Consider the following 15,466-nt stretch of genomic DNA (forward strand, 5'->3'; position numbering starts at 1 on the left):
GGTGGTTTTTTTTCGCCCCAAGATTTCACTGATTTATCCTGACAAAAAGCAGGCGTATTCTGCTGCAGGCGCGATCGCAGCCGATTTTTTTAGCCGCTGCCCGCCAAAGACAATTAACGATTTTTCAATAAGGATTGGCAATGAAAGGGAAATTATTACTCGCCGCTTTACTGATCGCCGGCTTTTCGGCCAACGCCACAGAGCAAGCCCATTGGGGCTATGAAGGTCAGGAAGATCCGGCACACTGGGGAAAACTCTCTCCGGACTTTTCGCTGTGCGAAACCGGTAAGAACCAGTCACCGGTTAATGTTAAAGGTGCTCTGAAAACCCAGCACGACAAGCTGAAACTGGCTTTCCAACCAGGCAAACAGCAGATCGTCAATAACGGCCATACCGTGCAGGTAAACGTCAGCGGCGGCAATACCCTGGTGCTGGATAACGACACTTTCACGCTGCAACAATTTCACTTCCACGCCCCCAGCGAAAACGAAATTGACGGTAAGCAATTCCCCCTTGAGGCACACTTTGTCTATAAAGACCAACAGGGTGCACTGGCAGTCCTGGCATTGATGTTCCAGCAAGGCAAAGCCAACCCGCAGCTGGCGCAGGCCTGGCGGCAGATGCCGACCGCCGTCGATCAGACCGCGGTGCTGACCACGCCGCTGGATATCAAGGCGCTGCTCCCTCAAAACTTTAACTTCTATCGGTTCAGCGGTTCGTTAACCACGCCCCCTTGTTCCGAAGGGGTAAGCTGGATGGTGCTGGATAAGCCTGTCAGCGCCTCTGCCGAGCAGATCGCTCAATTCCGCGCCGTGGTACAGCATGCGAACAATCGTCCGCTACAGGCGCTGAACGGCCGCGTAATCATCGACTAAGGCTGTCGGAATAACTTCACCGCCGGTTTGATCCCCGGCGGTGAACAAATGCGTTTTTAATCGAAACCTTCACCACGCGATTTCAGCGTAATTGTGCCCCTTCTCAACGCAATACCCTGACAAATGGCCTATATCGTTGCCGATATCCAGCTGAATCGAGACTCAATACAGATAAAATTCTGTTGTGTTGGGAATATTTTATCGAGCACTAATTGACCAAATTTCGTCAACTCATTGTTAAATATATATAATATTTTTATAGATCCTGACGAGGTGCATTTTTATTGCCGAATAGCGCCTGATTGGTCAAAGTTTGGCCTTTCATCTCAACGCAAAAATGCGTAATATACGCGCCCTTGCGGACACAGTATGGTTACTCTTTGTCTATGCGCATTGGACACCACCAGCTTACAAATTGCTTGATTGCGGCCCCGATGGCCGGCATTACAGATCGCCCATTTAGAGCCCTATGTCATGCAATGGGTGCTGGGATGGCTGTATCCGAAATGCTCTCCTCCAATCCGGAGGTGTGGCGGACGGATAAGTCGCGTCTGCGTATGGTCCATAGCGATGAACCAGGGATCCGTTCCGTGCAGATTGCCGGATGCGATCCGGATGATATGGCCGCCGCGGCACGTATTAACGTGGCTGGTGGCGCACAGATCATCGACATCAATATGGGGTGCCCGGCCAAGAAAGTGAACCGGAAGCTTGCAGGGTCTGCATTGCTGCAGTACCCGGATCTGGTTAAACAGATCCTCCACGCGGTAGTTAACGCTGTGGATGTGCCGGTAACACTTAAGATCCGTACCGGCTGGGAACCCGAACACCGTAACTGTGTAGAGATTGCCCAACTGGCCGAAGACTGTGGTATACAGGCCCTGACTATTCATGGCCGAACCCGCGCCTGCCTGTTCAACGGCAACGCGGAGTACGACAGCATTCGGGCAGTTAAGCAGAGTGTTTCCATTCCGATTATCGCGAATGGCGACATTACTGACCCGCATAAAGCCAGAGCAGTGCTCGACTACACTGGGGCTGATGCCCTGATGATAGGCCGCGCTGCTCAGGGGAGACCCTGGATCTTCCGGGAAATCCAGCATTATCTGGACACTGGGGAACTGCTGCCCCCTCCGCCACTTGGCGAGGTTAAGCGTTTGTTGATAGGGCATATTCGGGAATTGCACGGCTTTTACGGCCAAGGCAAGGGATTCCGGATTGCTCGTAAGCACGTATCCTGGTATCTCCAGGAGCACGCCCCGAATGACCAGTTTCGGCGCACATTCAACGCCATAGAGGATGCCAGCGAACAGCTGGAGGCGTTGGAGGCATATTTCGAAAATCTTGCGTAACAAAAAAGAGCTGACAGAACTATGTTCGAACAACGCGTAAATTCTGACGTACTGACCGTTTCTACCGTGAACTCACAGGACCAAGTGACTCAAAAGCCTCTGCGTGACTCGGTGAAACAAGCACTGAAGAACTATTTTGCTCAACTGAATGGTCAAGACGTTAACGATCTGTATGAGCTGGTATTGGCTGAAGTTGAACAGCCACTGTTGGACATGGTGATGCAATACACCCGTGGCAACCAGACCCGTGCAGCCCTGATGATGGGCATCAACCGCGGTACGCTGCGTAAGAAATTGAAAAAATACGGCATGAACTGATACTAGTCAGTTGGCATGTTGAAAAGGCGCAACCTCGCAAGAGGCGGCGCCTTTTTCTTCTTTGATGCTTTATCAAATTCAGGCCAATGCGAATGAGAATATTCGCATGCCACTCCTGCTTATCAGGTCGTATTGTGTGTTACAATATACATTCCTGGAGCCGCCTTCGCGGGCCTGCAGCCCTCCCTCCGAAGCCTGATAGCAGCGCGAACCGCCCCTCGAGTGTAAAGATTTGGTCAATTATGGAATCTGGCTAAACAATAGTGATGTCTGGGTGTCTGAGTGGTCGTATCGCAATTAAGTGGATCCTTGTGCGTTACAGGTTGCTGCCCCTTTTAATGCATAAATGAGTTCATATGAAGCGTCCGCAAAAATTCAAAATGGCCCTGCTACATCCTCGCTACTGGTTTACCTGGTTCGGGCTGGGCTGTCTGTTCTTACTGGTTCAACTCCCCTATCCGGTGCTGCACAAGCTCGGTATATGGATGGGCCGCACCTCGATGCGCTTCCTGAAACGCCGCGTTTCCATTACCCGCCGTAACCTGGAACTTTGCTTCCCGGACATGGACGTGGAACAGCGCGAACGCAAAGTGACAGGTAACTTCGAATCCCTCGGCATGGGCCTGCTGGAAACCGGTATGGCCTGGTTCTGGTCAGATAAGCGCGTTAAGCGCTGGTTCAACGTTTCCGGCATCAATCACCTGAAAGCGGCACAGCAAAACCAACGTGGCGTACTGGTAATTGGCGTGCATTTTATGTCGCTGGAGCTGGGTGGTCGTGCCATGGGGCTGTGCCAGCCGATGATGGCGATGTACCGTCCACACAACAATAAAGCGATGGAATGGGCACAAACCAAAGGGCGTATGCGTTCCAACAAGGCCATGCTGGATCGCAAAGACCTGCGCGGCATGGTTCAGGCTCTTAAGCGCGGCGAAGCCGTATGGTTCGCTCCGGATCAAGACTACGGCCCACGCGGCAGCGTATTCGCCCCGTTGTTCGCCGTCGATCAGGCCGCTACCACCAGCGGGACCTATATGCTGGCACGCATGGCCAAGCCGGCGCTGGTACCGGTGGTGCTGATTCGTCGCGAGAAAGGCCGTGGTTATGATCTATTGATCCAACCGGCACTGGAAAATTACCCTATCAGCGACGAAATCGCCGCCGCGGCTTACATGAATAAAGTGGTGGAGAAAGAGATCATGCGCGCTCCAGAGCAGTATATGTGGCTGCATCGTCGCTTCAAAACCCGACCGGCCGGTACCCCTTCGCTGTACTGAGCCAAAACCTGATTTTCCAAGCCCGGCCAACGCCGGGCTTTTTTGTGCGCCGTAGCTCTAAAGGAACCACAGCGGCGAAAGTGACGCGCGAGCAGTCGAGCTGCCGCAGGCTTACCACATCAGTTGCCCTATCAGCGGCGCGGCAATCACCGTGATAATCCCCGCCAGCATCATCACCAGGCTGGAAACCACCCCTTCTTCCTGCCCCATCTCATAGGCTTTCGCCGTACCGGCACCGTGTGATGACGCCCCGAGCCCGGCGCCTTTCGCCAGACTGCTGCGCACCGCCAGCCGCAGGAACAAAATATCCCCAACCGCCATGCCGAACACCCCGGTGATCACCACAAACAGCGCCACCAGATCTGCCTGCCCGCCCATCTGTTTGGCCGCCTCCAGCGCAAACGGCGTGGTGATGGAGCGCACTGCCAGGCTGCGCTGCACCTCTTCCGGCAGCGTCAGCAGTCGCGCCAGCCACACCGAGCTGTAAACCGCCACCAGCACTGCCGTCAGCACTCCGGCGCTGAGCGACAGCCAGTGGCGGCGGATAATATGCAGATTCTCGTATACCGGTACCGCGAAGGCGATGGTGGCCGGCCCCAGCAGCCACAGCAACCAGTGCGTTTCGCCAATGTAGTCCTGGTACGAAATATGGGTCACCACCAGCAACAGCACCAGGATCATTGGCGTCAGTACCAATGGCATCAACAGCAAGGTTCGACGGCGGCGGTAGAGTTTTTTATTGGCGAAATAGAGCGCCAGCGTTGCCACAAAGCAGGCGATGCTCAGGATAAAATCATTCATCGCGCTGTTTTCGCCGTTGTAACCAGACTTCCAGTCGATAGACCCGATCAACCACCAGCCCCGTCGCGCCCAGCGTCAGCGTGGTGCTGACGGCAATCACCAGGAAAATCTTCCAGCCCTCAACCATCAGCAACTGGGCATAGTTGACCACCGCCACTACCGCCGGGACGAAGAACAGCAGCATCTCGGCCAGCAGCCAGCGCGAACCGGCCCTGACCCAGTTCAGCGGCAGAATGCGCAGCGAAATCAGCGCCAGCAGCATCAACATGCCGATAATGTTGGCGGGCAACGGCAAATGGAACTGCTGCACCAGCCGGTCAGCAATCAAAAATAACACCGCGTATAAAACAACCTGGACAGGCACCTGCAAGCGGGTCAGCAAAGAAGGAGCAGCGTGGCGTAACGCCAGTAACATGGAAGATGACCTTAAACAAAAAATTCACGGATTACAGTATACGCAGCCAGGAAACCCCGCCTGAAATGAATTAAAATCATCAATATCATGCCATCAGGGAATAATTTCCCGCTGGTATTGTTCCTGAGGAGAACCCAACGTGGATGTCCGCACTTTGCGCTACTTCGTGGAAGTGGTGCGCCAGCAAAGCTTTACCCGCGCGGCGGAAAAACTGTTCGTCACCCAGCCAACCATCAGCAAGATGCTGCGCCATCTGGAAGAGGAGCTGGAGTGTACCTTGCTGATCCGCGAAGGCCGCAGGCTGCACCTGACCGACAGCGGCCAGGCGGTATATCAGCGCGGTCTGGCCATCATCGATGAATTCCGCCAGTTGGAGGCCGAGCTGGAAGACATCAGCTCGGTGAAAAAAGGCGTGCTGCGGTTGGGCATCCCACCGATGGTCGGCCGGCAGATTGCCGATTTGATCCGGCAGTTTCGCCAGACTTATCCCGGCATCGAACTCAAAATCTCCGAACTGGGCGGGCTATCGGTTGAACAGGCGGTGATGTCCGGTGAACTGGATCTGGCGATGACCATTCTGCCGGTCGATTCCGCTCAGCCATTGACCTTTCTGCCCTTGCTCGGCCACCCCATGTGCGTGGTCGCACCACGAACGCCGCACTGGTTAAACCGTACCAGTATCCATATCTCCGAGTTGGCCAACTGGCCGATCCTGCTTTATAACGAGGACTTCGCGCTCTACAAGATGCTGATGACAGCATTCCGCCAGGCCGGTTTTGAACCCCAGATTGCGGTACGCAGCGGGCAATGGGATTTTCTGGCGTCGATGGTGCAGGCCGGGGTTGGCATCGCCACCCTGCCGGAGCCGGTCTGCCAATGGCTGGATAAGGAAAACCTGATTTGGCTGCCGCTGGAGCCACGCATGGAATGGAAGGTGGGGTTAATCTGGCGTCAGGGCAGCTACCTGTCACACAGCGCCCAGGCCTGGATCGCCTGCTGTCGCGACTACTGGCCGTCGATGAAATAAACGGGGCCGCGTCTGCGGCCCCATTGGCATTACCCCTCGCGCTCTATCAACAGCGCTTCCAGCAGGTCGAGATCGTGCAATAATTTTTGCAGCGTCTCGTTGCTGATTTTCTGCGTGGCGCGCAGGTGATATAACTCACCGCGTTCGGCACGCAGCGCCGTCAGGCGAAAACGCCGTTCGAGGTTTTCCAGCATCAGCGCATTTTCGATATCGTCTTTAGTGGTGATGCGCCGCCGCAGCGTCCCGACCACCCGCGAACTGATCTCTTTCAATATCTGCGGATCGATATTTTCTTCGGTATCCACGGCCAGGCGTTCTTCCATTTTGTTGATGCTTTCGATCGCCACTTCGGCCGCCATGGCAATCGCCATCCGCTCTTCACTCTTGCTGACGCTCTTGTCTGCCACCTGCACGCCACGCAGCAACAGCGGCAACGCCATGACGCCGGCAATCAGCGAAAGCAGGATCACCCCGGCGGCGATAAACACCAGTTGATAGCGCGCCGGGAAGGCAGAACCGTCACTCAGCAACAGCGGAATGGACAGCACACCTGCCAGCGTAATCGCCCCACGCACCCCGGCGAACGACGCCACCCACAGTTCACGCGTGGTGAAATCGCCAAACTGCAACGGCCGTTTTTTCATAAAGCGACGGCTGGCGTTTTTCATCAGCCACAGCCAGGTGAAGCGCAACACCAGCAACGCGGCGTAGATGATGGCAACATCGGCAAACAGGTACCAGGTCTGAATGGTCGGATCCAGCTCCGCCTGGAAGATGGAGGTCTCCAGGATCCCCGGCAGCTGCAGCCCCAACATGATGAACACCATGCCGTTAAACACAAATTCCAGCATCGCCCAGACGCTGTTGGCACGCAGACGCATCGCCAGCGGGGCATTGCGGATCACGCCGGACTGGCTGATGGTCATCCCCGCAGCAACCGCGGCCAGGATGCCGGAGACGCCAATATGTTCGGCAATCAGATAAGAGGCAAACGGCAACAGCAGCAGGAATACAATTTGCGTTGCCGGGTCGTCGCCGCTCCAGCGGCTCATGACGCGCAACGACTTACTGTAAAGCCAGGTGATCGCCACACCGGCCAGCAGGCCGCCGATCGCCACCTTGAGAAACTCCAGCGTCGCCCCGCCCACGGTAAACACCATGGTGCCCATCGCCACTGCGATGGCGAATTTGAGTGAGACCAGACCGGACGCGTCGTTCATCAGCGCCTCGCCTTCCAGCACCCCCATGATCGATTTGGGAATACGCCCTTTACCCACGATGCCGGACAGCGCCACGGCATCGGTTGGCGACAGTACCGCCGCCAGGGCAAACGCCGCCACCAGCGGGATGCCCGGTACCATGGCGTAAATCAGGTAGCCGACACCGACGACGGTAATCAGCACCAGCACCAGTGCCAGACCAAGGATTTCACGGCCGTGGTGCAAAAATTCGCGGGTTGGCGTTTTCCAGCCATCGGCAAACAGCAACGGCGGAATAAACAGGACCAGGAACAATTCAGGGTCAAAGTCGACGTGCAGCCCAAAATGCGGCCAGGCCAACAAGGCCCCGATACCGATCTGCATTAACGGTAATGGCACCTGGAACGGCAACATGCGCGTCACCACCCCGGACAGGGAGACCACCAAAATTAAAATGAGGATTGTAAAAAAGATTTCCATGCTTTCCTTAGACTCTAGGGTTCAAACCACAACAGCACATAGCCGGAGTATGCCCCGATAGTAGATCACTTTTTTTACAGCGGTTAAAGCTTGTTGTGCCATTCAAAATGCAGTATCGGCAGAAGGAGACTTATCTGAAGCAGAAATGGGGATAAAACATCCCCCGCCGAAGCGACGGGGGAAACACCAGCGCGATCAGATTGCCCAACCGCCGGCATAGAACGCCACCAGCGCCACGGCAATGGCCACGGTACCGATATTCAACCGACGCCATTCGCCGGAGAAGATACGGCCAATCACCAGTGCGCTAAAGCCCAGCATGATGCCGGTGACGATATTACAGGTCAGCACGATAAACACCGCGCACAGCAGGCCGGACATGGCATCGACAAAGTCGTTGAAGTCCAGCTTGGTGACATTGCTCAGCATCAGCAGGCCGACGTACATCAGCGCCGGTGCGGTGGCGTAAATCGGCACCAGATAAGATAACGGCGACAGGAACAGGATCATCAGGAACAGCAGGCCGACCACGGTCGCAGTCAGGCCGGTTTTGCCGCCCGCCGCAGTACCCGCCGCAGATTCGATATACACCGCTGCCGGAGCCGCACCCACCAGGCCGGAGAAAATGCTGCTCAGCGAGTCCGAAGTCAGCGCTTTGCCGCCGTTGATGATCTGCCCGTCTTTATCCAACAGGTTAGCCTGACCGGCTACCGCACGGATGGTGCCGGTAGCGTCAAACACCGCCGTCATCACCAACGCCAATACGCTCGGCAACACTACCGGCTGCAAGGCGCCCATGATATCCAGACTGAAAATCAGCGAATGGCCGTTAGCGTCCGCCAGGCTTGGCATGGCGAACAGCCCCTGATACTTCACTGCCGGGTCAAACACCAGCCCAATCACCGAAATGGCGATAATCACCAGCAGGATGCCGCCAGGAACGCGCAGTTTTTCCAAACCGAAAATCACCGCCAGCCCAAGCAGTGTCATCACTACCGGGAATGAGGTGAAGGCACCCAATGCCACCGGCAGGCCGTCCAGCGGGTTCTTCACCACCAGGCCCACGCCGTTAGCGGCGATCAGCAACAGGAACAGACCAATGCCGATACCGGTGCCGTGTGCCACGCCCATTGGCAGATTGCGCAGGATCCAGGCGCGGATACCGGTGACCGAGATAATGGTAAAGAGCACGCCCATCAGGAATACCGCACCCAGCGCCACCGGAATGCTGATGTGCTGACCCAGCACCAGGCTGAAGGCGGTAAAGGCGGTCAGTGAGATCGCACAGCCGATAGCCATCGGCAAATTAGCCCACAGCCCCATCAGCAACGAACCCAGACCGGCAACCAGACAGGTGGCGACAAACACCGCCGTTGGTGGGAACCCCGCCTTGCCCAGCATGCTCGGCACCACAATCACCGAGTAAACCATCGCCAGGAAGGTGGTTAACCCTGCCACCACTTCCTGCCGCACGCTGCTGCCACGCGCAGAAATTTTAAAATAACCATCAAGCCCGCCTTTTGGTTTAACGGCGTTGTTCGCTTGAGAATTCGACATCTTGCTGTCCCCTGTGTTTCATTGCCAGCCCGTTGCAAGGCTTGTTATTCCGCCCACACCTGTTTAGTAGGGTATCGTTTGCTTTTCGATCTTTCACTCACGTCACCCATTGGCGGCGCTTATTAAGGCAAACGATTAACTCTCATGGCGTGAGGCGGGTGATTTATGGTGGTTTATTCAAGGCAAACGATTATCCAGCCTTCTGTGCCCTCTGATCAACCAAAGATCGCGGCAATTTATGCAGAAAAGTAATGAGGCCCATCATTATCGAAAATATGAAATTTGTCACATAGGGAAATCTGATGGGAAAGCCCCCCGTTCGGAGGGCAAAAAGGGTCACTGGGCCTGTGCGGCCTTTTCGTCCATGTACATCAGTTCCCAGATATGACCGTCCAAATCCTGGAAGCCGTGACCGTACATAAAGCCGTAATCCTGCGGCTGATTATAGGTATTACCGCCGGCAGCAATCGCCTTGCGCACCAGTGCATCCACTGCCGCCCGATCGGGCTGCGACAGACACAGCAAAACCTCGGTCGATTTTTTGGCATCGACAATCGGATTCGGGGTGAACATTTTGAATTTGTCGTGGGTCAGCAACATCACATAAATACTGTCGCTAACTACCATGCAAGCGGCGGTATCATCGGTAAACCGGGGATTAAAGCTGAAGCCCAGTTCGGTGAAAAATGTCATGGATGCGGGCAGATTGCCCACCGGCAGATTAACAAAGATTTGCGTAGCCATGGGCTACCTCCGATGAAGGGTGACCTCATCGAGAATAGCCCATCGCCTCAGCTCAGCAGGTCATAAGGCCCGCCCTGCTCCAGCGCCCGCTGGTAGGCCGGACGCGTATGAATGCGCTGTAGATAACCGCGCAGCTTGGGGCAACCGTCCAGTGCGCCACGTGCCGCCATCGCCTCCAGCGGGAAGCTCATCTGGATATCCGCCGCGCTGAATTCATTACCGACAAACCAGGTGTTTTTGCTCAGGTGCTGTTCCAGATAATCACAGTGTGGCGCGATCTGTTTGTCCAGATATTCACGCTGCACGCCTTTGCCAATCGCCCCCGCCACCGGCCGCAGCAACCAGGGGATCGGCGGCTGGCCCAACCGGCTAAACACCAGCTTCATCACCAGCAATGGCATTAACGACCCTTCGGCATAATGCAACCAATACCGGTACTGCTGACGGGCATGATAGTCGGTGGGAATAAACTGCCCCTGCGCGTCGTAGGCTTCCTGCAGGTATTCAATAATGGCGCCGGACTCCGCCAACGTCAGATCGCCATCAACAATCACCGGCGACTTGCCCAACGGATGAATTTTCTTTAACTCCGGCGGTGCCAGCATGGTTTGCGGATCGCGCTGATAGCGCTGCACCTGATAGGGCACGTTCAACTCTTCCAAAAACCACAGGATACGCTGCGAACGCGAGTTATTCAGATGGTGAACAATGATCATGAGGGCGCTCCTATCCGTTGCCATACCAATTCGCCAGTCTGCACGCCGTTGCCAAACTGCAGCGGTACCGTACGAAGCTCGAGACGATCGCCGGAGAAACGATAAAAGCGCACCTGGCGGCTACCGATCCAATTGGGGAACGAGCTGCCTTCGACCTGATGCACCACCCGCTGGTCGCTTTCATCCACCTGATAGCGACCAAAATAACAAATCATGTTGATAAAGGCGGCGCGGAGCTCCTGTTCGCTGCCCTGTGCCAGATCGTCGGCGGCAAAGCATGGCCGGGTGGCGCTGTAGAGCTGCGCCGCCATGGTGCCATTGGGCTCGTAGTTAATGCGCCCCAGCACCTGCTCGCCCAGCGGGTGATTGACTCTGCCGTCTTCCCCTTTGAAGACAGAAGACACTAATGACCAACTGCCGATAAACGCGTTGACTGACATGCCGTTTACTCCTCTAAGGTTTCTGCTTACTCAAAGGGTAGTGGCGATTTTTCCAGCACGCCAGCGCAAGCCGCACCGCTCAAAAATAAGTCAATTTATTTGATAAAGATTATCAAAACTCTCCGATTTTCTATTCAGCCGCGCCAGCCTATTATCTACCACATCGAGAGGCAACAACCTCTCACCTAAAAAATACCCTGAGGATTGAATCATGAAAAACATCAAAATTTTTGCTACTGCTCTGCTGCTGACTACCGCCTCTTTCGCCAGCGTTGCCGCCGACCAGCCAACCAGCCAACCTGCTGCCGACGCCCAGAAAATCGGTGTGGTGTCCGTTAGCGGTGCCTCTAACCTGAGCGCGCTGGAAACTGAACTGGCCAACAAAGCCGCAGCATCAGGCGCCAGCTCTTACCGCATCATCTCCGCCGGTGGCCAGAACAAACTGTACGGCACCGCAGAAATCTTCAACTGATCGTCAGACAGTAAACTGACGGAAGAATGAAGCCCCGCAAGGGGCTTTTCACGTTTCTAGCGGGCGTCAAACCGAGCCGCCAGCTTCTGCAGGCGGAATTGTTCGGTGATGTAATCGACGAATACCCGGGTTTTGGTCGGCAGAAATTTGGTGGTGGGGAAATACAGATGCACACTACCGCGATCGACATACCAGCCTGGCAATACTCGCACCAGGCGGCCGCTCTCCAGATAAGGTAACGCGTTCGGCATGCTGATCAGCGCAATGCCTAAACCCATTTCCGCGGCCCGTGCCGCCGCTTCCGGCTCGTTTACCGTCATTTTTATCGTCATGCTCGGCGCTCGCTGCTCGTTATCCGCATTGCGCAGCGGCAGGTTGCGGACTCGCCCGGTTTGCGGTGAGCGAATAAAAATGCCCGCATGACTCACCAACTGTTCCGGCTGCTGGAGCGATGGGTACTGTTGCAAATACTGCGTCGAAGCCACCAGCACGCCGTGTGCCGGCGCCAGTTCACGGGCGATCATCCCCTGCGCCAGCTCGATACCGCCTCCCATTGCCGCATCGAAATGCTCGCCAATCAAATCCACCTGACGGTTATCAAAATGCCAGTCTGGAATAATCGACGGATAACGTGCCAGAAAGTCCGGCAACATCGGCAGCACAAAATGCAGGCCAAAAGCGGTACCCATGCTGACCTTTAAGGTTCCCGCAGCGACCCCTCCACTGCTGCTCAAACTTTTCAATGCACACTGGATCGACAGCAAGCCGCCGCTGACCTCCTGCAAAAAACGTTCGCCCTCTTCGGTCAGCGTCAATTTACGCGTATTGCGCTGGAATAGTCGCACGCCCACCAACGACTCCAGTTTGGTGACGTTCTTTCCCACCGCAGCAGAACTGATCCCCAACTTGCGGCCGGCGGCGGAAAAACTGCCGCTCTCTGCACTGCTGACAAAACATTCCAGATGGCCGAGCATGATTTTTCTCCGACAATTTCAAACCAGTGGTTTAAGCTGATTATAGCTCTTTGTGGCTAGTTACCGATCCGCGTTTCTCCGATACTGAACCGGTAGCTTTATTAACCAAATCACACTCTGGAGAAACATCATGTCCGCAACTCTCTCTCTGCAAGACAAAGTCGCATTCATTCAGGGCGGTTCACGCGGCATCGGTGCCGCCATCGCCAAACGCCTGGCGCGCGAAGGTGCCGCCGTGGCTTTCACTTACGTCTCTTCTGCCGGTAAAGCTGATGCACTGGTCGGTGAAATCACCGCTGCCGGCGGCAAGGCGCTGGCTATCAAGGCCGACAGTGCCGACGCAACAGCGCTGCAGCAGGCGGTACGCCAGGCAGTAAACAGCCTGGGCAATCTGGATATTTTGGTGAACAACGCCGGTGTGCTGGCGATGGGCAGCACCGAAGAACTGCCGCTGGAAGATCTGGACCGCACGCTGGCGGTGAACGTCCGCAGCGTGTTTGTCGCCAGTCAGGAAGCCGCGCGTCATATGAATGATGGCGGTCGCATCATCAATATTGGCAGCACCAACGCCGAACGTATGCCATTTGCCGGCGGCGCGGTATATGCGATGAGTAAATCTGCGCTGGTCGGCCTGACCAAAGGCATGGCACGCGATCTCGGCCCACGCGGCATTACCGTCAACAACGTGCAGCCCGGCCCGGTAGATACCGATATGAACCCGGACAACAGCGATTTCGCCGAGCAGTTGAAAGGGATGATGGCGATCGGTCGTTACGGCAAGGATGAAGAGATCGCCAGCTTCGTCGCCTATCTGGTTGGCCCCGAAGCGGGTTATATCACCGGAGCCAGCCTGAGCATTGACGGCGGCTTCTCGGCCTAATGTTCCCAGAAAAACAAAAAGCCCCTCTCGGGTAATGCCGTTCAGTTAAGTACAGTTCTGAATAAGGATGTACGACGTTGTTTAAGTGGGCGTCCCCCTCTCCCGAGGGAGAGGGCCGGGGTGAGGGGCTTTCGCGTTGGTATGTATCCCCTCACCCTAACCCTCTCCCAAAGGAGAGGGAACAATATCACCTTAACTGACCAGCATTGCCCTCTCGGGGCTTTTTTAGTTTGACTACAATGAGAAGACGCACCATTCGGAGTGTCTTCCATGAATGCCACCTCTTCCCAAAGATTGCTGGTCGCCTGCCTGGCGTGTCTCACAGCCCTGTTGTTCACCGGTTCCGTATATGCGGCCCCAATGAAGGACAAGACGCAGGATCAGGAAGAACCAGAGACACTCCAGGTCAATATGGACGACATCATGCGCCCCTGGCTGGGGGATTTGCCAGGCATGCTCGACCGACGGGTGATTCGGGTATTGACGACTTACAGCAAGACCTTTTTCTTTATCACCAAGGGCACCCAGCGTGGAGCCACCCATGACATATTTATGGAGTTCGAGCGCGACCTTAATCTCAAGTTGATGAAGGATAAAAAGCTCAAACAGCGCCATCTTAAGGTGCGCATCATCTTCGTGCCGGTAGCTCGTGACCAGTTACTCAATGCCCTCAATGAAGGCCGGGGCGACATTGCGGCCTCCAACCTCACCATTACCCCGGCGCGTCAGGAGCAAGTGACGTTCACCACCGCTCTTTATCCGAAAGTGAAGGAACTGCTGATTTCTGGCCCCTCCTCACCCAAAGTGGAAAACCTGGAACAACTTTCCGGAAAAACGGTATTCGTGCGCCTCTCATCGAGCTATCACGAAAGTCTGGTGGCCCTGAATAAGCGCTTTGCCCAGGAATCACGTCCTCCCGTTATCCTGGATACAGCCCCCGAAGCGCTCGAGGATGAGGATCTGATCGAGATGCTGAGTGCCGGCCTCATTCCACTTATCGTAGTTGATCGCCATAAGGCTCTGTTCTGGAAACAGGTTTTCCCTAAAATTCAGATACACGAAAATGTGGTGCTGCGTGACGATGCCGACATCGCCTGGGCGGTGCGCAAGGATAACCCGCAGTTACTCGCTTTGCTCAACGGCTTCGTAGAGAAGAATCGCCAGGGCAGCAAGTTGGGGAACACTCTTCTGTTGCGCTATCTGAAAAATGCCAAATATGTCAAAAATGCGGCCTCAGAGAAGGAGCGCAGCAAATTTCTGGCAATGGTGGACGTGTTCAGGAAATATGGCGATCGCTATAACGTGGACTGGCTACTGATGGTGGCCCAGGGCTATCAGGAGTCGCGCCTCAACCAGTCGGTCCGCAGCCCGGTGGGGGCCATCGGTATTATGCAGGTGATGCCGGGTACCGGCAAAGAGCTGAAGGTCGGCGACATCCGCAAACTGGATCCCAATATCAATGCCGGGGTGAAATACATGCGCTGGATGATCGACCGTTACTACGCAGACGAGCCGATGACGCCCCTCGACAAAGTGCTGTTCTCATTCGCCTCTTACAACGCAGGCCCAGCCCGCATCGCTCGTTTGCGAGCGGAAACGGAGAAACGTGGCTTTAACCCCAATATCTGGTTTGGCAATGTGGAATACCTGGCCGCCGAACGGATTGGGGCCGAGACGGTGACCTATGTCAGCAATATCTACAAATACTACGTGGCTTATCGGCTGATCATGGATCAGCGAACTCGCAAGCAGCAGGCCATGGACCAATCCAAAAGTGCGCCAGCAGCAGAGAAGCCGCAACAAGTCCCAGCCGGGCAGTGAGTTTGGCGTGAAAGTAGCCTCCTTCAGAAACAAAAAAGCCCCTTTCGGGGCTTTTTCATCGGCTTTAGACAACCTGATAGTTGGGTAGGGCACGTGCGCCCAGAACGGGATAGCCGTT

The 15,466-nt window shown here is 55.5% G+C and carries 16 protein-coding genes; 8 read left to right on the plus strand and 8 right to left on the minus strand.

Translation table 11 applies throughout. The features are described 5' to 3' along the window. Positions 1-140: 140 nt before the first annotated feature. From ACSOSI_RS23335 to lpxP, 4 genes are all read left to right on the plus strand, one after another. Complete coding sequence (locus ACSOSI_RS23335) at positions 141-875, plus strand: carbonic anhydrase (RefSeq protein WP_012147117.1); 735 nt, start codon at positions 141-143, stop codon at positions 873-875. Positions 876-1,261: 386 nt separating this feature from the next. Beyond that, complete coding sequence (dusB, locus tag ACSOSI_RS23340; RefSeq protein WP_012147118.1) at positions 1,262-2,227, plus strand: tRNA dihydrouridine synthase DusB; 966 nt, start codon at positions 1,262-1,264, stop codon at positions 2,225-2,227. 21 nt (positions 2,228-2,248) lie between these two features. Next, complete coding sequence (gene fis, locus ACSOSI_RS23345; protein ID WP_000462905.1) at positions 2,249-2,545, plus strand: DNA-binding transcriptional regulator Fis; 297 nt, start codon at positions 2,249-2,251, stop codon at positions 2,543-2,545. Positions 2,546-2,901: 356 nt separating this feature from the next. Then, positions 2,902-3,822, plus strand: a complete 921-nt coding sequence (gene lpxP, locus ACSOSI_RS23350; protein ID WP_012147119.1) for a kdo(2)-lipid IV(A) palmitoleoyltransferase — start codon at positions 2,902-2,904, stop codon at positions 3,820-3,822. Between the two features lie 111 nt (positions 3,823-3,933). On the opposite strand, the gene ACSOSI_RS23355 is transcribed toward lpxP, so the two are convergent. Then, the gene (locus ACSOSI_RS23355; protein WP_012147121.1) at positions 3,934-4,623 is read right to left on the minus strand and encodes an LrgB family protein; all 690 of its coding nucleotides are present in this window, start codon (positions 4,621-4,623) and stop codon (positions 3,934-3,936) included. Further along, positions 4,616-5,038, minus strand: coding sequence for a CidA/LrgA family protein (locus ACSOSI_RS23360; RefSeq protein WP_476706241.1), 423 nt, complete (start codon positions 5,036-5,038; stop codon positions 4,616-4,618). Before ACSOSI_RS23360 ends, ACSOSI_RS23355 begins: the two co-directional genes overlap by 8 nt. Positions 5,039-5,177: 139 nt before the next feature. Here ACSOSI_RS23360 and ACSOSI_RS23365 point away from each other — a divergent pair, with 139 nt between their 5' ends. Continuing rightward, complete coding sequence (locus ACSOSI_RS23365) at positions 5,178-6,065, plus strand: LysR family transcriptional regulator (RefSeq protein WP_012147123.1); 888 nt, start codon at positions 5,178-5,180, stop codon at positions 6,063-6,065. 29 nt (positions 6,066-6,094) lie between these two features. Here the strand turns inward: ACSOSI_RS23365 and ACSOSI_RS23370 are convergent, their stop codons facing one another. The 5 genes from ACSOSI_RS23370 to ACSOSI_RS23390 form a co-directional block, all read right to left on the minus strand. Continuing rightward, positions 6,095-7,744 carry a Na+/H+ antiporter gene (locus ACSOSI_RS23370; protein ID WP_012147124.1) on the minus strand — a complete coding sequence of 550 codons (1,650 nt, stop codon included), beginning with the start codon at positions 7,742-7,744 and terminating at the stop codon, positions 6,095-6,097. A 195-nt stretch (positions 7,745-7,939) separates the two neighbouring features. Then, a complete protein-coding gene (locus ACSOSI_RS23375; protein WP_012147125.1) occupies positions 7,940-9,301 on the minus strand; it encodes an NCS2 family permease in 1,362 nt (453 codons plus the stop codon). Positions 9,302-9,637: 336 nt separating this feature from the next. Then, positions 9,638-10,045, minus strand: a complete 408-nt coding sequence (locus tag ACSOSI_RS23380) for a VOC family protein (RefSeq protein WP_012147126.1) — start codon at positions 10,043-10,045, stop codon at positions 9,638-9,640. A gap of 47 nt (positions 10,046-10,092) precedes the next feature. Further along, positions 10,093-10,761 (minus strand): glutathione S-transferase family protein, encoded by a 669-nt coding sequence (locus tag ACSOSI_RS23385; RefSeq protein ID WP_012147127.1) that lies wholly within the window; start codon positions 10,759-10,761, stop codon positions 10,093-10,095. Then, positions 10,758-11,201, minus strand: coding sequence for a lipocalin-like domain-containing protein (locus ACSOSI_RS23390; protein ID WP_017894185.1), 444 nt, complete (start codon positions 11,199-11,201; stop codon positions 10,758-10,760). Before ACSOSI_RS23390 ends, ACSOSI_RS23385 begins: the two co-directional genes overlap by 4 nt. A gap of 211 nt (positions 11,202-11,412) precedes the next feature. Between ACSOSI_RS23390 and bhsA the strand changes: the two genes are divergently transcribed. Continuing rightward, positions 11,413-11,673 carry a multiple stress resistance protein BhsA gene (gene bhsA / locus ACSOSI_RS23395; protein ID WP_012147129.1) on the plus strand — a complete coding sequence of 87 codons (261 nt, stop codon included), beginning with the start codon at positions 11,413-11,415 and terminating at the stop codon, positions 11,671-11,673. A gap of 56 nt (positions 11,674-11,729) precedes the next feature. On the opposite strand, the gene ACSOSI_RS23400 is transcribed toward bhsA, so the two are convergent. Continuing rightward, positions 11,730-12,647: a LysR family transcriptional regulator gene (locus ACSOSI_RS23400; protein ID WP_261277139.1), complete on the minus strand. Its 918-nt coding sequence runs from the start codon at positions 12,645-12,647 to the stop codon at positions 11,730-11,732. A gap of 130 nt (positions 12,648-12,777) precedes the next feature. Between ACSOSI_RS23400 and ACSOSI_RS23405 the strand changes: the two genes are divergently transcribed. Further along, positions 12,778-13,527 carry a 3-oxoacyl-ACP reductase family protein gene (locus ACSOSI_RS23405; RefSeq protein ID WP_476706242.1) on the plus strand — a complete coding sequence of 250 codons (750 nt, stop codon included), beginning with the start codon at positions 12,778-12,780 and terminating at the stop codon, positions 13,525-13,527. 270 nt (positions 13,528-13,797) lie between these two features. Next, positions 13,798-15,348, plus strand: a complete 1,551-nt coding sequence (locus ACSOSI_RS23410) for an MltF family protein (protein WP_476706243.1) — start codon at positions 13,798-13,800, stop codon at positions 15,346-15,348. Positions 15,349-15,466: the final 118 nt, after the last annotated feature.

It is taken from the genome of Serratia sp. AR11, assembly GCF_056376275.1.